At 55.2% G+C, this 18,698-nt stretch carries 18 protein-coding genes; 6 read left to right on the top strand and 12 right to left on the bottom strand.

The window, feature by feature from the left end:
- Positions 1-12 precede the first annotated feature (12 nt).
- The 4 genes from cobB to O3S68_RS07870 all read left to right on the top strand — a co-directional run bounded on the left by cobB (position 13) and on the right by O3S68_RS07870 (position 3,759).
- On the top strand, positions 13-834 hold the full coding sequence (gene cobB, locus O3S68_RS07885; protein WP_269231213.1) for a Sir2 family NAD+-dependent deacetylase: 822 nt from the start codon (positions 13-15) through the stop codon (positions 832-834).
- 162 nt (positions 835-996) lie between these two features.
- A complete protein-coding gene (locus tag O3S68_RS07880; RefSeq protein ID WP_269231212.1) occupies positions 997-1,758 on the top strand; it encodes a MipA/OmpV family protein in 762 nt (253 codons plus the stop codon).
- Positions 1,758-2,444: a response regulator transcription factor gene (locus O3S68_RS07875; RefSeq protein WP_269231211.1), complete on the top strand. Its 687-nt coding sequence runs from the start codon at positions 1,758-1,760 to the stop codon at positions 2,442-2,444. Before O3S68_RS07880 ends, O3S68_RS07875 begins: the two co-directional genes overlap by 1 nt.
- Positions 2,413-3,759, top strand: a complete 1,347-nt coding sequence (locus O3S68_RS07870; protein ID WP_269231210.1) for an ATP-binding protein — start codon at positions 2,413-2,415, stop codon at positions 3,757-3,759. Before O3S68_RS07875 ends, O3S68_RS07870 begins: the two co-directional genes overlap by 32 nt.
- A 22-nt stretch (positions 3,760-3,781) precedes the next feature.
- On the opposite strand, the gene potD is transcribed toward O3S68_RS07870, so the two are convergent.
- From potD to potA, 4 genes are all read right to left on the bottom strand, one after another.
- On the bottom strand, positions 3,782-4,828 hold the full coding sequence (potD, locus tag O3S68_RS07865; RefSeq protein ID WP_269231209.1) for a spermidine/putrescine ABC transporter substrate-binding protein PotD: 1,047 nt from the start codon (positions 4,826-4,828) through the stop codon (positions 3,782-3,784).
- A 127-nt stretch (positions 4,829-4,955) separates the two neighbouring features.
- Entirely contained in the window at positions 4,956-5,753 is a 798-nt protein-coding gene (gene potC / locus O3S68_RS07860) for a spermidine/putrescine ABC transporter permease PotC (RefSeq protein ID WP_020457481.1), read from the bottom strand.
- On the bottom strand, positions 5,750-6,607 hold the full coding sequence (gene potB / locus O3S68_RS07855) for a spermidine/putrescine ABC transporter permease PotB (RefSeq protein ID WP_097407906.1): 858 nt from the start codon (positions 6,605-6,607) through the stop codon (positions 5,750-5,752). The genes potC and potB overlap by 4 nt, the downstream gene beginning before the upstream one ends.
- Entirely contained in the window at positions 6,591-7,709 is a 1,119-nt protein-coding gene (gene potA / locus O3S68_RS07850) for a spermidine/putrescine ABC transporter ATP-binding protein PotA (protein ID WP_249882167.1), read from the bottom strand. The genes potB and potA overlap by 17 nt, the downstream gene beginning before the upstream one ends.
- A 290-nt stretch (positions 7,710-7,999) precedes the next feature.
- On the opposite strand from potA, the gene pepT reads away from it, so the two are divergent.
- A complete protein-coding gene (pepT, locus tag O3S68_RS07845) occupies positions 8,000-9,226 on the top strand; it encodes a peptidase T (protein ID WP_269231208.1) in 1,227 nt (408 codons plus the stop codon).
- Between the two features lie 48 nt (positions 9,227-9,274).
- On the opposite strand, the gene O3S68_RS07840 is transcribed toward pepT, so the two are convergent.
- The 8 genes from O3S68_RS07840 to rluE form a co-directional block, all read right to left on the bottom strand.
- Complete coding sequence (locus O3S68_RS07840; protein WP_020457485.1) at positions 9,275-10,396, bottom strand: ribosomal protein uL16 3-hydroxylase; 1,122 nt, start codon at positions 10,394-10,396, stop codon at positions 9,275-9,277.
- Between the two features lie 150 nt (positions 10,397-10,546).
- A complete protein-coding gene (phoQ, locus tag O3S68_RS07835; RefSeq protein ID WP_020457486.1) occupies positions 10,547-12,010 on the bottom strand; it encodes a two-component system sensor histidine kinase PhoQ in 1,464 nt (487 codons plus the stop codon).
- On the bottom strand, positions 12,007-12,681 hold the full coding sequence (gene phoP, locus O3S68_RS07830; RefSeq protein WP_017456462.1) for a two-component system response regulator PhoP: 675 nt from the start codon (positions 12,679-12,681) through the stop codon (positions 12,007-12,009). Before phoP ends, phoQ begins: the two co-directional genes overlap by 4 nt.
- Before the next feature lie 138 nt (positions 12,682-12,819).
- Positions 12,820-14,190, bottom strand: a complete 1,371-nt coding sequence (gene purB, locus O3S68_RS07825) for an adenylosuccinate lyase (RefSeq protein WP_020457487.1) — start codon at positions 14,188-14,190, stop codon at positions 12,820-12,822.
- A gap of 19 nt (positions 14,191-14,209) precedes the next feature.
- Entirely contained in the window at positions 14,210-14,839 is a 630-nt protein-coding gene (hflD, locus tag O3S68_RS07820) for a high frequency lysogenization protein HflD (protein ID WP_020457488.1), read from the bottom strand.
- 72 nt (positions 14,840-14,911) lie between these two features.
- Positions 14,912-16,018, bottom strand: a complete 1,107-nt coding sequence (gene mnmA, locus O3S68_RS07815; protein WP_269231207.1) for a tRNA 2-thiouridine(34) synthase MnmA — start codon at positions 16,016-16,018, stop codon at positions 14,912-14,914.
- 55 nt (positions 16,019-16,073) lie between these two features.
- Positions 16,074-16,532, bottom strand: a complete 459-nt coding sequence (locus O3S68_RS07810; RefSeq protein ID WP_269231672.1) for an NUDIX hydrolase — start codon at positions 16,530-16,532, stop codon at positions 16,074-16,076.
- Between the two features lie 14 nt (positions 16,533-16,546).
- Positions 16,547-17,194: a 23S rRNA pseudouridine(2457) synthase RluE gene (rluE, locus tag O3S68_RS07805; RefSeq protein ID WP_044489834.1), complete on the bottom strand. Its 648-nt coding sequence runs from the start codon at positions 17,192-17,194 to the stop codon at positions 16,547-16,549.
- Positions 17,195-17,379: 185 nt separating this feature from the next.
- On the opposite strand from rluE, the gene icd reads away from it, so the two are divergent.
- Complete coding sequence (icd, locus tag O3S68_RS07800) at positions 17,380-18,630, top strand: NADP-dependent isocitrate dehydrogenase (RefSeq protein WP_269231206.1); 1,251 nt, start codon at positions 17,380-17,382, stop codon at positions 18,628-18,630.
- Positions 18,631-18,698: the final 68 nt, after the last annotated feature.

Genomic DNA, 18,698 nt, shown 5'->3' with positions numbered 1-18,698 from the left:
TGAGAGGATGCTATGCAATCGCGACGTTCACATCGTCTCAGCCGTTTTCGCCGTAACAAGCGCCGTTTGCGCGAGCGCTTGCGTCAGCGAATTTTTTTCAGAGACACAATGGTGCCAGGCGTAATGGAAAAACCAAGAGTCGTCGTTCTGACGGGAGCGGGCATTTCCGCTGAATCCGGTATTCGTACCTTCCGCGCGGCAGACGGGCTGTGGGAAGAGCATCATGTTGAAGACGTGGCGACACCGGAAGGTTTCGCCCGCAACCCGCAACTGGTGCAAACCTTCTATAACGATCGGCGCAGGCAGCTGCAACTGCCGGAGATTGTGCCGAATGCCGCGCATCTGGCGCTGGCGAAGCTCGAGCAGGCGCTGGGCGATCGCTTTTTGCTGATCACGCAAAACATCGACAACCTGCACGAACGCGCGGGCAATAAAAACATTATCCATATGCACGGCGAGCTGCTGAAAGTGCGCTGTTCGCAAAGCGGGCAGGTGCTGACGTGGACGGGGGATGTCACGCACGATGACAAATGCCACTGCTGCCAGTTTCCGGCACCGCTGCGCCCGCATGTGGTGTGGTTTGGCGAAATGCCGCTGGGGATGGACGAGATTTACAGCGCGCTGGCAATGGCGGATGTGTTTATCGCGATTGGCACCTCCGGGCATGTTTATCCGGCTGCCGGGTTTGTGCATGAAGCGAAACTGCAGGGCGCGCACACCGTAGAGCTGAATCTCGAACCGAGCCAGGTTGGCAGCGAGTTTGAAGAGAAACACTATGGGCTGGCAAGCCAGGTCGTACCGGAATACGTTGAAAAGCTGCTGAAAAAGCTTTAACCATCACCGCCATCCTTTTTAGCTAAGGGGATGGCGGTTTAGCGCTTTTTACTGACCTGTTCGCCACGCGCCAGCGTGTGACTATCGTGAAAATCCCTGGTAAGTTCCCCGTAAGACAACGCCCCTGATGATAGCGTTTCCACCGCTAACAGGAGCATCATCATGGGTGTTGTGCCACGTTGTGTTGTCGCAGCAAGTCTCGTCTCTGTTGTCTTTGCCGCCCAGGCAGAAACACCGCCGGTTTGGGGAATTGGCGTCGGCGTGATTAGCACGCAAAAGCCTTACCAGGATAGTGACCGTCAGTACACCCCGATCCCGATTCTGCATTATGAAAACCGTTATTTCCGCTTTTCAGGCACGGCGGCTGAAGTCAAATTGCCCGCGCTACATCTGAGTGAAACCCAACAGCTCAATATCGGTCTAATAGCCCGTTACGATGGCGCAGGCTATTCGTCCGATGATGCCGATATCCTGAAAGGGATGGACAAGCGCAAAGGGGGATTCTGGGGCGGGGCGGGCATCGGGTGGCAAAACCCGGTGGTGGATCTGTTTACCGACTGGACTCACGATCTTTCCGGTAACAGTCGCGGGCAGCGTTTACGCCTGGGCGCAGAAAAGCGCTGGCATCTGAGTGAGCAATTTACGTTGACGCCGCGGCTGGTCGTCAGCCGTTATAACAGCAGCTATGTCGATTACTACTACGGCGTGCGCCGCAGCGAAGCACGTCCGTGGCGGCCTGCATACCGTGCAGATGCCTCGATTAACACCGAAATGGGCGTACGCAGCCTGTACACATTCAATGAACATCACACGCTGATGGTTGACGTGGAAATGACGCTGCTGGCGTCGGAAATTAAGGACAGCCCGCTGGTGAACAGGACTAACGAAAACCGCATCTTAATAAGTTATCTGTACTATTTCTGATGAGCCGAATATTACTGATTGAAGATCACGACCATCTGGCGCGCCTGATTGCCAAAGGGCTGGCAGCGGCGGGCATCGCTGTGGATATTGTCGGGCGCGGCGATGCGGCCTGGGCGGCGATAGCACAGGTCTCTTATCAGGGGCTGGTGCTCGATCGCGGTTTGCCCGATGGCGACGGTATCCAGCTATTGCATCGCCTGCGCCAGACGCAGGTCGCGATCCCGTGTTTGATCCTCACCGCCCGCGATGCGCTGCACGATCGCGTCGAAGGGCTGGAGGCGGGCGCGGATGACTATCTCGCCAAACCGTTTGCCATGGAGGAACTGGTGGCGCGCATGCGTGCCCTGTTGCGCCGTCCGGTGCAAAGCCAGCCGCTGCAACCGGCGTGGGGCGATTTAATCCTTTCGCCGGAAGCCAGCATTATGCAGTGTGGCGAACAGCACATTGCGCTGGCACCTGCTGAGCTGCAAATCATGTTAGCGCTGGTAGGAAAGCAGGGCGGCGTAGTGCGCCGTAGCCGGATGGAAGCCGCCGGATGGGGGTTAAGCGATGCGGTAACGCCGAACGCGCTCGACGTCGCGCTGCACCGGTTAAGGCGTAAGTTAACGGCGATTGGTTCGCGCCTGCAGATTGTTAACCTCAGGGGATTAGGCTATGCCATCCGGGAAAAAACGTTGGCTGAATAGCCTTGCGCTGAAGATCCTGCTGGCGTTTGTCGCCGGGGCGCTGCTGAGTATTGCGTTGCTGGTGCTGTCTGGTCGGGTGGTGAAAGAGCGCTTACCGGGGATGGATCTTTCTGACTACACCCACCGGCTGGCTCAGGACTTGCAGTTTGACGCGCGCGGGCAGCCGACCGGGTTCAATAACGGCGACCAATTTCCACTGTGGATCTACCAAAGCATCACCGATGATGTAGCTTATCGAGTGCTGGATGGCGAAGGGCGAGTCGTGCTGATGTCGCCCGGTGCGCAACACTGGCCGACGCTTGCACCGCGAGTATCACGAGAGTTTAAATTCACGCTTAACGGCATGATTTACGATGGTGCGACCGAACCGTATGTTCTTGCAGGCAAAACCTGGTGGATCCAGATGGCTGCCAGTTCGCGGATTATCGATTTTCTGCATCGCGGTTTTGCCTTACCGTTTATCCGCTTTGGTATCGAGTTGTTCAGCCTGGTGCTGCTGGTAGTCTTCGGGCTTTGTGCGTGGGTGACGCTGAAATATTCCCTCAAGCCGCTGCGCAATGTGTCGACGGAGGCGGCGCTTATCTCGCCGCGCTCGCTGGATGCGCGTCTGCAAACACGCGGCGTACCGACAGAGATCTCCCCGCTGATTGACAGCTTCAACCAGGCGCTGGCGCGACTGGAGAAGGGGTATCGTAATCAGCAGGATTTTCTGGCGAAAGCGGCGCATGAGTTAAAAACACCGCTGACGCTGATTCGTGCAGAAGTAGAAATGATGGAGGCCACAGAGGAAGCGCGCGAGCCGCTGTTATTGCAGGTCGAACATCTGGCGCGTCAGGTTCAGCAGTTATTACTGCTGGCTGAGGCCAGCGAACCACTGAGCTACCAGTTTGCTCAGGTTGATGCCCATGCGATTGCCCGCGATTGCGTGCAGTTTCTTCAGCGTATCGCTTCAGATGCGCAGGTTTCGTTGACCTTATCAACGGCAGACGATCCGCTGCGCTGGCGCGCCGATCGCGGGGCGTTATTCACCCTGCTTAAAAACCTGATCGAGAACGCTATCCAGCACGCGCCACCCGGTACGTCCGTGCATATTGCCGTCAGTGAAAATGGGTTTACGGTGCGCGATGTCGGGCCGGGCGTGGCGGAAGACGAATTACCGTTGCTGTTTTCGCGCTTCTGGCGCGGCGCGCATCGACGCGATAGCGGAGCCGGGCTGGGGCTGGCGATTTGCCATGAAATTGCGCTGGCGCACGGCTGGACGTTGCAGGCGGAAAATGCCAGACCAGGGTTGCTTCTGGCGGTGTCGACCGGGTGAGCGACCCGGTCGACGAAAGCGGTTAACGGCCCGCTTTTAACTTCTGGTAGTACTCTTCATAAATGGCGCTGGTGCTGCCGACATCGTTTTGCCATTCACCTTTCTGGATGGTTTCGGCATCCGGATAGAGGGATTTATCGTTTGCCACTTCAGGTTTGAGTAGCTTACGCGCCGCCAGGTTTGGCGTCGGGTAGCCGATGGTTTCCGCGACCTGTTTGGCAATTTCCGGGCGCAGCAGGAAGTTAATCAACTTCAGCGCACCGTCGACGTTTTTCGCGTTTGCGGGAATCGATAAGCTGTCCATCCAGAAAATACCGCCTTCTTTCGGCCACACGACCTCCAGCGGTGTTCCCGCCTGGCGCGCAACCCAGGCGGAGCCATTCCACACCATCCCGAGATTCACTTCGCCTTCCATATACGGGTTCGCCGGGTTATCGGAGTTGAACGCCGCCACGTTTGGCATCAGTTTTTGCAGCTCTTTATAAGCCGCTTCGATCTCTTTCACATCGGTGGTATTGCCGGAATAACCGAGTTTGCGCAGCGCCATCTGGAACACTTCGCGCGCATCATCAGTTAACAGCAGGCTGCTTTTGTATTCCGGTTTCCACAGATCTGCCCAACTGGTAATGGTTTTCGCATCGATGGCGTCAGTATTGACGCCGATCGCCGTCGCGCCCCAAATGTACGGAATGGAGTAATCGTTATTCGGGTCGAATGGCTTGTTAAGCATCTCGGGATCGAGATTGTGGAAGTTAGTCAGCTTCGTTTTGTCGATCTTCTGGATCATGCCCTCTTTGCGCATTTTGTCCACGAAGTAGGTCGACGGCACCACCAGGTCGTACGCGCCTTCTTTATAGGTTTTGAGCTTGGCGTACATCGTTTCATTCGATTCATACGTCGAATAGATAACCTTGATGCCGGTCTCTTTGGTGAACTGCTCCAGCAGGCCCGGCGGCACATACTCGGTCCAGTTATAGAAGTAGAGTGTTTTGTTGTCGTCAGCGTGTGCGGCGCTCATGCCGAGGGCAAGTACGCCCGCCGCGAGCAGGTGGCGTGACCATTTTTTCATTCAAACGTCCCCTGAGTTAGAGCCTGCCTTGCAGGCTATTTTATTTGCCATTCCGGGTCCGGACAGTGCCCGAACGCCTAACGTTCTGCGGCTTCTGCGCGCTGTCCGCCCGAACTGGCTGCATCCATTACGCCTGGCGAGGCAGGCTTTTTGTTTTCGTCGTATCACGTGCAATCAACTGGCTGGCAATCACCAGTACCAGCGACAGCACCAGCAGGATCGTCGCCAGCGCGTTCACTTCCGGCGATACGCCGACTTTGACCATTGAGTAGATCTTCAACGGCAGAATTTCATATCCTGGCCCGGTGACGAAAGAGGAAACCACGACGTCATCCATCGACAGGGTAAAGCTCAGCAGCCAGCCTGCGGCGACAGCAGGCATCGCCAGCGGCAGGATGATTTTGCGCAGGATGGTCATCTCGCTGGCACCCAGATCTTTGGCCGCTTCCAGCATCCGCACATCAAACCCTTTCAGCCGCGAGAACACCGTGACCACCACAAACGGCAGACAGAAGGTGATATGCGAAAACAGCAGCGACCAGAAACCCAGGTGCACGCCGAGCAGCATAAACAGCACCAGCAGGGAAATTGCCATTACGATATCCGGCGACATCATCACCACAAACAGCATGCCGCTGACAAATGGTTTGCCGCGAAAACGGTAGCGGTAAAGCGCCACGGCAGTCAGCGAGCCAATTAACGTCGCGAACGTTGCCGACAGCACCGCCATCGTCAGCGAGTGCTGCGCCGCCTGCAGCAGGCTGTCGTTATTCATCAACAGGCTGTACCACTGGGTGGAAAAGCCCTGCCAGTTGATGCCAAAGCGCGAGCTGTTAAAGGAGTTGACGATCAAAATAATGATCGGGATATAAAGGTAAGCGTAAATCGCGGTCATAAAACCGCCGCGCAGCAGTCGACCGATCATTCGAGCTCCACTTTTTTATTCAGCAATCGCGCGGCGCGCCAGTAAACCAGCAACATCAGCCCCATCACGATGGTCAGTGTGATGCTGGTTGCCGACCCAAACGGCCAGTCGCGGATGTTCAGAAACTGGCTCTTAATCACGTTGCCGACCAGCAGGTTTTTTGCGCCACCCATCAAATCCGAGACGTAGAACAGCCCCATGGCCGGCAGCATCACCAGCAAACAACCGGCGACAATCCCCGGCATCGTCAGCGGAATAATGATGCGGATAAAGGTTTGCAACTTGCTGGCACCGAGATCTTTTGCCGCTTCCAGCAGCGGTTTATCGAGTTTTTCAATACTGGAGTAGAGCGGCATGACCATAAACGGCAGCAGAATGTAGACCAGCCCGATAATCACCGCGCCGGGGGTAAACATAATGCGCAGCGGCGTATCGATAACGCCCAGCCATAGCAGGAACTCGTTGAGATACCCTTTCGTGCTGAGGAAAATTTTCAGCCCGTAGATGCGGATCAGTGAGTTGGTCCAGAAGGGGACAATCAGCAAGAACAGCAGTAACGGACGCACCTTGGCGGGCAGTTTCGCCAGAAACCAGGCAAACGGATAACCCAGCGCCAGACACATCAGCGTGGCGATAAACGCCATGTTGAGCGAATGCAGCAGCACGTCGAAATAGAGCGGATCCAACAGCCTGGTGTAGTTATCCAGCGTAAAGACCAGTTTGACGAAGTTAGCGTCGTCGCGGGTCAAAAAGCTGGTGGCGATGATCATCAGATTGGGCAGAAAAACAAACAGTACAAGCCAACCGACGATGGTCGCGATCACGCCCTTCTGGAATTTACTTGTACTCTTCATCAGCCAGCACGACCTCCCAGCTCTCTACCCAGTTGATAGCCATTTTCTGGTCCAGCGAATGGTCAAAATCCGGGTCGTCTTCATTAAAGAACTCGCTGACCATCACCATTTTGCCGTTTTCCAGCTCGACCATCGATTCCAGCGTCATCCCTTTATAGTTACGTTCGCGCACGTAGCCAATCAGCCCTTCGGTTTCGGCAATATCATGGATCTCTTCGACGCGCAGATCTTCCGGGCGAAGCAGCACGTTCAGCTGCTGGCCTTTTTCCACCGCGAAGTTGACATGGATATTGCACTCGCGACCTTCGACGTTTGCCCGCACGCGGCTGTCGTCCAGACGCTCAATCACCGTGGCGCTGAAAATATTGATTTCACCAATAAAGCTGGCGACGAACAGGTTTTTCGGCTCTTCATAAATTTCGCGCGGCGTGCCGTCCTGCTCGATGCGCCCGTCGCGCATCACCACGATGCGATCTGACATGGTCAGCGCTTCTTCCTGATCGTGGGTCACAAAGACAAACGTGATACCAAGCTTGCGCTGCAACGCTTTCAGTTCGTTCTGCATCTGTTTGCGCAGCTTATAGTCAAGCGCGGAGAGGGACTCATCCAGCAGCAGTAAGCGCGGTTTATTCACTACCGCGCGGGCAATGGCGACACGCTGTTGCTGGCCGCCAGAAAGCTGGTGCGGTTTACGCTGGGCGAACTCGTCAAGCTGCACCATACGCAGTGCTTCGGTGACGCGCGGGGGAATTTCTTGCGCCGGAGTTTTTTGCATCCGCAGGCCAAATGCCACGTTTTCGAACACGGTCATATGCGGGAAGAGGGCGTAACTTTGAAAGACGGTATTCACATGGCGGTGTTCTGCCGGAACGTGGGTGATATCCTGGGCATCAAGATGGATATGGCCGACATCAACGCTTTCGAGCCCGGCGATCAGGCGAAGAACCGTCGTTTTACCGCAGCCCGAAGGGCCAAGCAGCGTCAGAAATTCGCCGTTATTGATGGTGAGATTAAAATCAGAAATGACATTTTTGCCATCAAAGCTTTTGCGAATACCAGCCAGTTGCACCAGCGGTGAACGCGAACGCGATTGTGTGTTCAATTATTTACTCTGTCCCGTGTTTGCGCATCAAAAGTGATATCCGATGCGGGGTTTGTGATGAACCACCTTCAGGGTTGTGCACGATTTTAGGGCTGGCATTCTACGGCAAACCCATGAAATCGCCAATTGTTGTTCTCCTTTGACCGCGCAACACCGCATGTTCTCAACAATACTGACTACGCCGCGCGCAATTTTGAAAATATTGCCGTTTACGGGGTAAAAGTGACCTGACGCAATATTTGTCTTTTCGCGCTTACTGATAATGTTGTGACATTTTGTAGGGGGGCTTCATGGACAAATTATTAGAGCGTTTTTTGCAGTACGTTTCTCTGGATACTCAATCTAAGCCCGGCGTCCGCCAGGTGCCAAGCACAGACGGCCAATGGAAGCTCCTGCGTTTACTTCAGAGCCAGCTGGAAGAGATGGGGCTGGAAAATGTGACATTAAGCGACAAAGGCACGGTGATGGCGAAACTGCCGTCGAATGTGCAAACGCCGGTTCCGGCCATTGGTTTTATTTCTCATGTCGACACCTCGCCGGATTACAGCGGCAAAAATGTTAACCCGCAAATTGTTGAAAACTATCGCGGCGGCGATATTGCGCTGGGCATTGGCGATGAGATCCTCTCGCCGGTGATGTTCCCGGTGTTGCACCAGATGTTGGGCCAGACGCTGATCACCACCGACGGCAAAACGTTGCTTGGCGCGGATGATAAAGCCGGCGTCGCCGAAATCATGACCGCGCTGGCGGTACTGAAAAAGAAAAATATTCCGCATGGCGATATTTGCGTCGCGTTCACGCCGGATGAAGAAGTGGGCAAAGGGGCGAAGCATTTCGACGTGGAGAAATTCGGCGCGAAATGGGCCTATACCGTTGATGGCGGCGGCGTGGGCGAGCTGGAGTTTGAGAACTTCAACGCGGCGTCGGTGAACATAAAAATTGTTGGCAACAACGTGCATCCCGGCACGGCGAAAGGGGTGATGGTTAACGCCTTGACGCTCGCCAGCAAAATTCACGCGCTGGTGCCGGAAGAGGAGAGTCCGGAACAGACCGAGGGCTACGAAGGGTTTTATCATCTCACCAGCATTAAAGGCTCGGTCGATCGCGCCGACATGCACTACATCATCCGCGATTTTGACCGCAAAAACTTCGAAGCGCGTAAACGTAAGATGATGGAGATCGCCAAAAAAGTCGGCAAGGGTCTGCACCCGGACTGCTATATCGAACTGGTGATTGAAGACAGCTACTACAATATGCACGAGAAAGTGGTCGAGTTTCCGCACATTCTGGACGTGGCGCAACAGGCCATGCGCGACTGCGATATTGAACCCGATCTGAAACCGATCCGCGGCGGCACTGACGGGGCGCAGCTCTCGTTTATGGGATTACCGTGTCCGAACCTGTTTACCGGCGGTTATAACTACCACGGTAAACATGAATTTGTGACGCTGGAAGGGATGGAGAAAGCGGTGCAGGTGATTGTACGCATCGCCGAACTGACCGCCAAAGCTGAGTAAACCTTCTTATATTGCCCGGTGGCAAGCACCGCCGGGCAACCTCAGGCATTAATCTTCAAAGAACCAGTAACCGCTGTTAACCAGCGCCGCAAGCATGGCGAGGAACGAGGGATCTTCCAGCGCATCGCCGAGCAGATCTCCCGTCAGCACGATATGGCTGGCGAGTGCCTCCAGCGCCGGGCGATGGGGAGAGTTGATCCGCTCGCCGTTGGCGAACACATCTTCCCCGATTCGCAACACGCGCAGGCCGCCAAGGCGCACCAGTTTGTCGCCTTGTTGCAGCGCATCATAAATCTCATCCGGTTGATAAGGCGGCTCTGGCGGCGCAACATCCAGTTCGTGGCGTGACTGGGAGATAAATTCGCCCATCCACTCCCTGAACTGCTCCGGTTGATTAATCAGCTCAAGCATCATTTCGCGCAGTTTATCCAGTTCGTGCGGCAAAATATCTGCCGGATGGTCGCGCAGCTGCACGTCCGGATCGCTGTAACGCTGGCTGCCCAGCTCGCGTTGCAGAACATAATCGGCGAAGCCGCTAATCAGCTCGCGACCGCTTGGCGCACGGAAACCTACCGAGTAGTTCAGTGAGTTTTCCAGCGAATAGCCTTCGTGCGGAAATCCTGGCGGAATATAGAGAATATCGCCCGGCTCCATCTCTTCATCAATAATCGCCTCGAACGGATCGACCTGAAGCAGATCCGGATGCGGGCAGTGCTGCTTGAGCGGCGTTTTCTCGCCGACACGCCAGCGACGACGGCCGGTTCCCTGAATGATAAACACATCATACTGATCGAGATGCGGGCCAACACCGCCGCCGGGCACGGAGAATGAGATCATCAGATCGTCTGTGCGCCAGTCGGGCAGAACCCGGAACGGGCGCATCAACGCGGCGGCCGGCTGATGCCAGTGGTTCACCGCCTGCACCAACAGCGACCAGTTGCTCTCACCCAGGTGATCGTAACTTTCAAAAGGGCCGTGCCCGACCTGCCATTTGCCATCAAGGTGGCTAACCAGCCGGCTGTCCACTTCATTTTCCATTGCCAGCCCTGCCAGCTCATCGGGGCTTATCGGGTCGACGAAATTCTTAATGCCACGCTTCAGCACCACCGGGCGTTTTTGCCAGTAGCGTTGAATAAAGTCTGGCCAGTTTATCTCTACGTGATATTCCATATGCGTTTCCGGCAAATAATCAGTGGCTGAATAAAGGATCATAGTAATGCTGATATGTCATTTTGTCTGCGTAACAATGTGACATAAAAGTAAAAAGGAGCCGTAATGGCTCCTTTTTGTTCTTTTTGCCCGCGTTGTTACGGTGGAAGATCAATCGTTGGCCGTTATCGTCTGCTGACGGCCAAAAATTACCTCCATTTTTGCGCCACCGAGCAGGCTTTCACCGGTCAGGATCTGCCCTTCGTACTGATCAACAATTTCTCGCGCCACCGCAAGCCCGACGCCCTGGCCGGGGCGTAACGTGTCGGCGCGCTGCCCGCGATCAAACACCATCTCGCGTTTCGCCGCAGGAATTCCCGGCCCGTCATCTTCCACCAGAATATGCAGCGTATCGTCGGTCTGCCGGGCAGAAACTTCGACAAACTCCAGACAGTATTTGCAGGCGTTATCCAGCACGTTGCCCATCACTTCCATAAAGTCGTTTTTCTCGCCGACAAAACTGATTTCCGGTGAAATATCGAGCGTAATATTGACGCCTTTGCGCTGATACACTTTATTCAGCGCCGAGGTCAGGCTGTCGAGCAGGGGCGCGACCGGGTGCAGTTCACGGCTGAGCAAACCGCTGGAACCGCGCATGGTTGCCCGGTGCAGGTAGTAGCCAATTTGCTGGGATATCCGGCTGATTTGCTCCAGCATCACTGGCTCAGCATCGCTGACGGTCATTTTCTCGCCGCGCAGCGATCGCAGGGTACTTTGCAGCACCGCTAACGGCGTTTTCAGGCTGTGCGTCAGATCGGTCAGGGTAGTGCGGTATTTGTCGTACCGCTCGCGTTCACTTTTTAACAACCGATTGAGGTTGCTCACCAGACTGGTGAGCTCGCGGGTGGTTTCCGGGTTGAGCTGTTCTCGATGGTGCTCTTCCAGCTCGCGCACTTCGCGCGCCAGATCTTCAATCGGCCGCAAGCTCCACCACGCCGCCAGCCACAACAGCGGCACCACTAACAGCAGGTTGGCGGCGAGCACGTAAACGAACCAGCTCCACACCATATAAGAACGTTTAAGCTCAATGGGGATGGTATCGACCACCACAATGGTTAACTGCGGCATGTGTGCCGTTGCCGGGTAGATATTCACCGCCACCGAGTGCGTCATCTCTGAGCTGCTGTCATCTTCGCGGATCTCTTTCAGCTTCTGGGCAATCGAGTGATCGTCATCAACCAGCGTACTACTGTTATCGACATCGGCTTCTATCTCATGAAAGCCGTTAGCGGTAAGCCAGTCCGGCTCGATCAGATTTTGCAGCCACGGTACGTCTTTCTGCGACCAGATAAGATTCCCCTGCTGATCGTAAATCAGCGCCACGGTCGGGCTTTGCAAATTGAGGGTGTCAGGCAGATCCACACTGAGTTTATTGTTATCCCAGTGCGCCAGGGTATAAAACAGGTTGCTCTCGCCACGCAGCAGGCGGAAGGTCGTTTTGTCAAAGCTGACGCTATAACCCACCAGCGCCACCATACCGTAGGCCAGAGAAAGCACCATCACGACGGCGGCCGTGGCGAGTAAAAAACGAACCCGCAGAGAGAGCGGCAGAAAATGCCGCAGCAGGCGTCTCATTTCGGCAGTTCGAACAGGTAGCCCTGGCCGCGCACGGTAGTGATAACGTCGTCAGGATAGAGCGTCTGGATTTTCTTACGTAACCGCCCCATCAAAACGTCGATTGTGTGGCTTTCGCGCAGTTCAGCGTCGGGGTAAAGCTGCAGCATCAGCGAATCTTTGCTGACCACTTTGCCGCTGTTGCGGATAAGCGTTTCCATAATGGTGTATTCAAAAGCGGTGAGTTTTACCACGTCGTCATTAATAGAGAGTTCGCGACGGGAGAGATCGACCTGAAACGGCGGCATAGAGATCAACTGAGACGCGAGGCCGCTGTTGCGGCGCATCAGCGCCTGGATACGCGCCACCACTTCTTCGATGTGGAACGGTTTGGTGACATAGTCATCTGCACCGGCGCTCAGCACTTCCACTTTATCCTGCCAGCCTTCACGCGCGGTAAGCACCAGCACCGGCAGCGTGACGTCATGGCTGCGCCAGCGGCGGATCAGCGACAGACCATCTTCATCCGGCAGACCGAGATCGACAATGGCGATGTCCGGCAGATGTTCGTTAAGAAAGTAATCCGCTTCCTTTGCATCTTCTGCGGCGTCGACCTGATGTCCTAACTCCTGCAACTGAACCTTTAAATGGTGACGCAACAGAGCATTATCTTCCACAACGAGTACGCGCATCGTCAGAACTCTCCATATATTTTTGATATAAATAGTTTAACGCTGATTGTGGTGCGCAGGGGATAAACATTTCTTAAACCGGGGGAGAAAGAAACCCTCTTTCGCGGCGGAAAGAGGGCTAACAGCAACGGCGGGGGGTTATTTCAATTCATCAACCATAGTGATGGCACGACCAATATAATTGGCCGGGGTCATCGCTTTCAGGCGCTCTTTTTCGTTTTCCGGCAGCGCCAGGCTATCGATAAACTGCTTCATGCCTTCGGCATCAACGCGTTTACCGCGCGTCAGCTCTTTCAGTTTTTCGTACGGTTTTTCGATCCCGTAGCGGCGCATGACGGTCTGGATCGGCTCGGCCAGTACTTCCCAGTTATGATCCAGCTCATCAAGCAGGCGGTCGCGGTTCACTTCCAGTTTGCTCACGCCTTTCAGCGTTGACTGGTAGGCAATCAATGCATAACCCACACCAACACCCAGGTTACGCAGCACCGTGGAATCGGTCAGATCGCGCTGCCAGCGGGAAACCGGCAATTTGCTGGCCAGATGCTGCAACACGGCGTTGGACAGCCCAAGGTTGCCTTCTGAGTTTTCAAAGTCAATCGGGTTAACTTTGTGCGGCATGGTTGAAGAGCCAATTTCACCGGCGATGGTTTTCTGCTTGAAGTGGTTCAGCGCAATGTAACCCCAGATATCACGGTCGAAATCGATGAGGATCGTGTTGAAACGCGCCATGCAGTCAAACAGCTCGGCAATATAGTCATGCGGCTCAATCTGCGTGGTGTACGGGTTCCACTGAATACCCAGCGAGGTGACAAACTCTTCGCTGAACTGATGCCAGTCCACTTCCGGGTAAGCGGCGATATGGGCGTTATAGTTGCCGACCGCACCGTTGATTTTGCCCAGAATTTCCACCTGGTTAAGCTGGCGGAACTGGCGCTCCATGCGGTAAGCCACGTTCGCCATCTCTTTACCCAGCGTCGACGGCGTTGCCGGCTGGCCGTGGGTACGGGAAAGCAGCGGGATATCGCGGTACTGAACGGCCAGATCTTTTACCGCCTCGATGATCTTGCGCCAGTACGGCAGGATCACTTCGTCGCGCGCGGTTTTCAGCATCAGCGCGTGAGACAGGTTGTTGATGTCTTCTGAGGTACAAGCGAAGTGGATAAATTCAGAAACGGCGTGCAGCGCCGGGATCCCTGCCACTTTCTCTTTCAGGAAATACTCCACCGCTTTCACGTCATGGTTGGTGGTGCGTTCGATGGTTTTGATGCGCGCGGCGTCTTCTTCGTTGAAGTCTTCAACGATTTTATCGAGGTAACCGTTTGCGTCGGCAGCAAAAGCAGGAACTTCCTTGATCGCCGCGTGGGTCGCCAGTTTTTGCAGCCAGCGTACTTCAACCTGAACGCGAAATTTCAGCAAACCGAATTCGCTGAAGATGCCACGCAGTGCGCTGACTTTATCGCCGTAACGTCCATCGACAGGGGAAACGGCGGTCAGGGAGGATAATTCCATAAGTCACAACTCCGGGAGGTTAACAATGAGCGAGAATTTGTTTGGCCTGCGTCGACAGGCGATTTCGGGAAAACATTAACTGTAGACGACCGCCGCCAACCTGGTGCCACAGCACCGCAGCGCGGATACCGGCCAGCAAGGTGGCGCGGACTTTCGCCTGCACCTGCGGGCTTTGCAGCACGGCAGGCGAGCCGGTGACCTGAATACGCGGTCCCAGCGGGCTGATAACGTCTACATAGATGGCGGCCATTGCGCTCAGCAGCGTTTCTGACTGCAGGTCAAAATGCTCTAACTGGCGCTGCAAACCGGCGATGCGGTTACCGAGCGTCTCCATCGCGCCTTTGCTGGCGGCGAGCTTGCGCTCCAGCACCATCATACTGAGCGTGTAACGGGTCAGCTCACCGTTCAGCCCCTGGCGGTTGCTGGCGTTCAGCACGCCGAGCAGCGTTTCCAGCCCGGTACGCAGGTTGGTTTCGCTGCCGCCAAAGACACCTAAGGTGGAGTCCGGGTTCAGGTCGATTACGCTATTTAACGAGACATGCAGCGCATCTGCGTCGCAGTGTCCCTGGTGCGCCAGTTGCTGCACCAGTCGAGCCGACTGGCAAATTCCCGCCAGCGCCAGGGTAATATCGTAATAGTTCTTCGCCACACTCACTCCTTTATCTGCCCGCCAGACATCACTGCTGCGGGCGTTGGCCAGTCCGGTTGTGCAAAAGGTCTTTTAAAGGGGCAGCGGCAGGCGCTGCTCAATAATACCGCCGCCGAGGCACACTTCGCCCAGGTAGAACACCGCAGATTGCCCCGGTGTAACGGCGGCAACCGGTGCATCGAAGCGGACATCAATGCGATCATCATCCAGCGCGGTAACCGTGCAGGGAATATCTTCCTGGCGATAACGCGTTTTTACCGTGCAGCGCAGCGTACCTTTCAGCGGCTCGCGATCGACCCAGTGCAGCTGTTGAGCGATCAGCCCGACAGACATCAGGCGCGGGTGTTCATGACCCTGGGCGACAATCAGAATGTTGTTTTCAACATCTTTATCGACCACGTACCACGGCTCTTCGCTGCCTTCTTTAGTGCCGCCGATACCCAGCCCTTTACGCTGGCCGAGCGTGTGATACATCAAACCCTGGTGCTCGCCGATCTCTTCCCCGTCGACGGTAAGGATTTTACCCGGCTGGGCGGGCAGATAGCGGCCAAGGAATTCGCGGAATTTACGCTCGCCAATAAAGCAGATACCGGTCGAGTCTTTTTTCTTCGCTGTAATCAACCCCAGCTCTTCGGCGATTTTACGCACCTGCGGTTTTTCAAGTTCGCCAACCGGGAACAGGCTCTGCGCGATTTGCTCGTGACCGAGCGTATACAGGAAGTAGCTCTGATCCTTATTGCCATCAAGACCGCGCAGCAGACGGCTTTTGCCGTCAACGTCGGCGCGGCGCACGTAGTGGCCGGTGGCAATATAGTCGGCGCCCAAATCTTCGGCGGCGAACTCAAGGAAGGCTTTAAATTTGATCTCTTTGTTGCACAGAATATCCGGGTTCGGCGTACGTCCAGCTTTATATTCAGCCAGGAAATGCTCGAACACGTTGTCCCAGTATTCTGCGGCAAAATTGACGGTGTGAAGCTGAATGCCGAGCTTGTCGCAAACGGCCTGCGCGTCGGCAAGATCCGCCGCCGCAGTGCAGTATTCCTCGCCGTCATCCTCTTCCCAGTTCTTCATGAACAGGCCTTCCACCTTGTAACCTTGTTGTTGCAACAGGTAAGCGGAAACGGAAGAGTCGACACCGCCGGACATGCCGACGATCACTTTTTTTGGGCTATCAGACATAGAATACTCGCGACTAAGAACTTCAGGGCGGCGTATTCTAGCACGGGCTGGCGGCTCAGGCATCCCCTGTAAACGGCCAGTTAAATTCTGCGATGGTTTCCAGCGGCAGACGCTGGCCGGTCTGGTAGCAGCGAATGCTCTCCGCAACCAGCGGCGAACGCAGGTTCCGTGCGTTCAGGATCTCGTCTGCGGTGACCCAGTGGCAGCAATCGATATCGCTGTCATGGGGTTCAGTGGCGCACATTTCGTTAAGCTCGACGGTAAATAAAAAACGCAGGAACGGCGTGCGATCCGGCGCCAGCCACTGGTGCATCCGGATAAAGTGTTGCGGTTCGGCGTGAATACCCGTCTCTTCCCACAGCTCACGCTTTGCCGCTTGCAGCAGGGTTTCATCGGCTTCGAGGTGGCCTGCGGGCTGATTCCACAGCGCCTTGCCGCGAATGGTTTCTTCGACGACCAGAAATTTACCCTGCGCGTGTACCACGCAAGCGACAGTTACATGGGGTTTAAACATCATAGCCTCCCTGATTAAGCGTCACGCCATTCGCCAGTGGCGAGGTTATCCAGCGTGTAGTTTCCCATAGCGTAGCGGATGAGGCGCAGGGTAGGGAAGCCAACATGCGCCGTCATGCGCCGCACCTGGCGGTTACGACCCTCATACAGGGTGATTTTCAGCCAGGCGGTAGGAATCGATTTGCGCTCGCGAATGGGGGGATTACGCGGCCACAGCCAGCCCGGCTCCTCTACGCGCTCAACGCCAGCAGGCAGTGTCGGGCCGTCGTTCAGCGTTACCCCGGTGCGCAGCGCTTCAATTGCAGCCGGTGTCGGTTCGCCTTCCACCTGCACGTAATAGATTTTGCCGGTACGTTTGCCCGGTTGCGTCAGGCTTGCCTGTAGCGCGCCATCATTTGTCAACACCAGCAGCCCTTCACTGTCGCGATCCAGGCGGCCTGCGGCGTAAACGCCCTGTACCGGAATAAAATCTTTCAGCGTGCTACGTCCGGCTTCATCGGTGAATTGTGGCAAAACATCGTAGGGTTTATTGAACAGAATCACGCGTTTTGGTTGGTTTTGTGGTTCAGACCTGGTGGCTTGTCGTGAGCTGAATCGCTTAAGGCGGTGATTTCTAAAAGAAGTTTTGTTCATGGTATTTTCAGTAGTTATCAATTGCCGCATTATAGCTGAATCACGATTGCCTTTCATGGAGCCTGAGTATCGGTTAGTATGTTCGGGCTCATTACAATTCATTAACAAAAACGGTTTGCTCTGTGTGAATCACGTAACAGGTGAGCGGACGCAGTCTGAGCGCCCCGGCATGAAGTCAGCGAGCAAACAACCAGAAGCGCTCGAAGGAGAGGTGAATGGAAAGCAAAGTAGTTGTTCCGGCGGAAGGTAAAAAGATCACCCTGCAAAATGGCAAGCTCAACGTTCCGAATAACCCGATTATCCCGTTCATTGAAGGTGACGGTATCGGCGTGGACGTGACCCCGGCGATGCTGAAAGTGGTGGATGCCGCTGTGGAGAAAGCCTATAAGGGCGAGCGTAAAATTTCCTGGATGGAAATTTATACCGGTGAGAAATCTACCCATGTTTACGGCCAGGACGTCTGGCTGCCGCCTGAAACACTTGATCTGATTCGTGAGTATCGCGTTGCGATTAAAGGCCCCCTGACCACGCCAGTTGGCGGCGGCATCCGTTCCCTGAACGTTGCGCTGCGCCAGGAACTGGATCTGTACATCTGCCTGCGCCCGGTACGTTACTACGATGGCACGCCGAGCCCGGTAAAACATCCGGAACTGACCGACATGGTCATCTTCCGTGAAAACTCAGAAGATATTTACGCGGGTATCGAGTGGAAAGCCGACTCTGCCGAGGCAGAGAAAGTGATCAAATTCCTGCGTGAAGAGATGGGCGTGAAGAAAATTCGCTTCCCGGAACATTGTGGTATCGGCATCAAACCGTGCTCCGAAGAAGGCACCAAGCGCCTGGTGCGCGCCGCGATTGAATACGCAATCACTAACGATCGTGATTCTGTAACGCTGGTGCACAAAGGCAACATCATGAAGTTCACCGAAGGCGCGTTCAAAGACTGGGGTTACCAGTTGGCACGCGAAGAGTTCGGCGGCGAGCTGATCGATGGCGGTCCGTGGCAGAAAATCAAGAACCCGAAAACCGGTAAAGAGATCATCATTAAAGATGTTATTGCCGATGCGTTCCTGCAACAGATCCTGCTGCGCCCGGCAGAATATGACGTTATCGCTTGTATGAACCTGAACGGTGACTACATCTCCGACGCCCTGGCGGCGCAAGTTGGTGGTATCGGTATCGCTCCTGGTGCGAACATTGGCGACGAGTGTGCGCTGTTCGAAGCCACACACGGCACGGCGCCGAAGTACGCAGGTCAGGACAAAGTGAACCCGGGTTCTGTGATCCTTTCCGCAGAGATGATGCTGCGTCACATGGGCTGGACTGAAGCGGCTGACCTGATCGTTAAAGGCATGAGCGGCGCGATTAACGCCAAAACCGTGACCTACGATTTTGAACGTCTGATGGAAGGCGCTAAACTGCTGAAATGTTCAGAGTTTGGCGACGCGATTATCGCGAACATGTAATCCGCCTTGCGGGTTAAACAAGAACGGGAGCCGGTTGGTTCCCGTTTTTTTCGGCTCTGAGAAATTCT

The organism is Kosakonia sp. SOY2, assembly GCF_027109175.1.
Lineage (GTDB): Bacteria > Pseudomonadota > Gammaproteobacteria > Enterobacterales > Enterobacteriaceae > Kosakonia.
The sequence above is the reverse complement of the archived record's forward strand: the minus strand, read 5'-3'. Positions and strand labels throughout refer to the sequence as shown.

Excerpts from the sequence above, each read along its gene's own strand:
- cobB (WP_269231213.1), top strand. The coding sequence starts at position 13 with ATGCAATCGCGACGTTCACATCGTCTCAGCCGTTTTCGCCGTAACAAG.
- O3S68_RS07880 (WP_269231212.1), top strand. The coding sequence starts at position 997 with ATGGGTGTTGTGCCACGTTGTGTTGTCGCAGCAAGTCTCGTCTCTGTT.
- O3S68_RS07875 (WP_269231211.1), top strand. The coding sequence starts at position 1,758 with ATGAGCCGAATATTACTGATTGAAGATCACGACCATCTGGCGCGCCTG.
- O3S68_RS07870 (WP_269231210.1), top strand. The coding sequence starts at position 2,413 with ATGCCATCCGGGAAAAAACGTTGGCTGAATAGCCTTGCGCTGAAGATC.
- potD (WP_269231209.1), bottom strand. The coding sequence starts at position 4,828 with ATGAAAAAATGGTCACGCCACCTGCTCGCGGCGGGCGTACTTGCCCTC.
- potC (WP_020457481.1), bottom strand. The coding sequence starts at position 5,753 with ATGATCGGTCGACTGCTGCGCGGCGGTTTTATGACCGCGATTTACGCT.
- potB (WP_097407906.1), bottom strand. The coding sequence starts at position 6,607 with ATGAAGAGTACAAGTAAATTCCAGAAGGGCGTGATCGCGACCATCGTC.
- pepT (WP_269231208.1), top strand. The coding sequence starts at position 8,000 with ATGGACAAATTATTAGAGCGTTTTTTGCAGTACGTTTCTCTGGATACT.
- O3S68_RS07840 (WP_020457485.1), bottom strand. The coding sequence starts at position 10,396 with ATGGAATATCACGTAGAGATAAACTGGCCAGACTTTATTCAACGCTAC.
- phoQ (WP_020457486.1), bottom strand. The coding sequence starts at position 12,010 with ATGAGACGCCTGCTGCGGCATTTTCTGCCGCTCTCTCTGCGGGTTCGT.
- phoP (WP_017456462.1), bottom strand. The coding sequence starts at position 12,681 with ATGCGCGTACTCGTTGTGGAAGATAATGCTCTGTTGCGTCACCATTTA.
- purB (WP_020457487.1), bottom strand. The coding sequence starts at position 14,190 with ATGGAATTATCCTCCCTGACCGCCGTTTCCCCTGTCGATGGACGTTAC.
- mnmA (WP_269231207.1), bottom strand. The coding sequence starts at position 16,018 with ATGTCTGATAGCCCAAAAAAAGTGATCGTCGGCATGTCCGGCGGTGTC.
- O3S68_RS07810 (WP_269231672.1), bottom strand. The coding sequence starts at position 16,532 with ATGTTTAAACCCCATGTAACTGTCGCTTGCGTGGTACACGCGCAGGGT.
- rluE (WP_044489834.1), bottom strand. The coding sequence starts at position 17,194 with ATGCGGCAATTGATAACTACTGAAAATACCATGAACAAAACTTCTTTT.
- icd (WP_269231206.1), top strand. The coding sequence starts at position 17,380 with ATGGAAAGCAAAGTAGTTGTTCCGGCGGAAGGTAAAAAGATCACCCTG.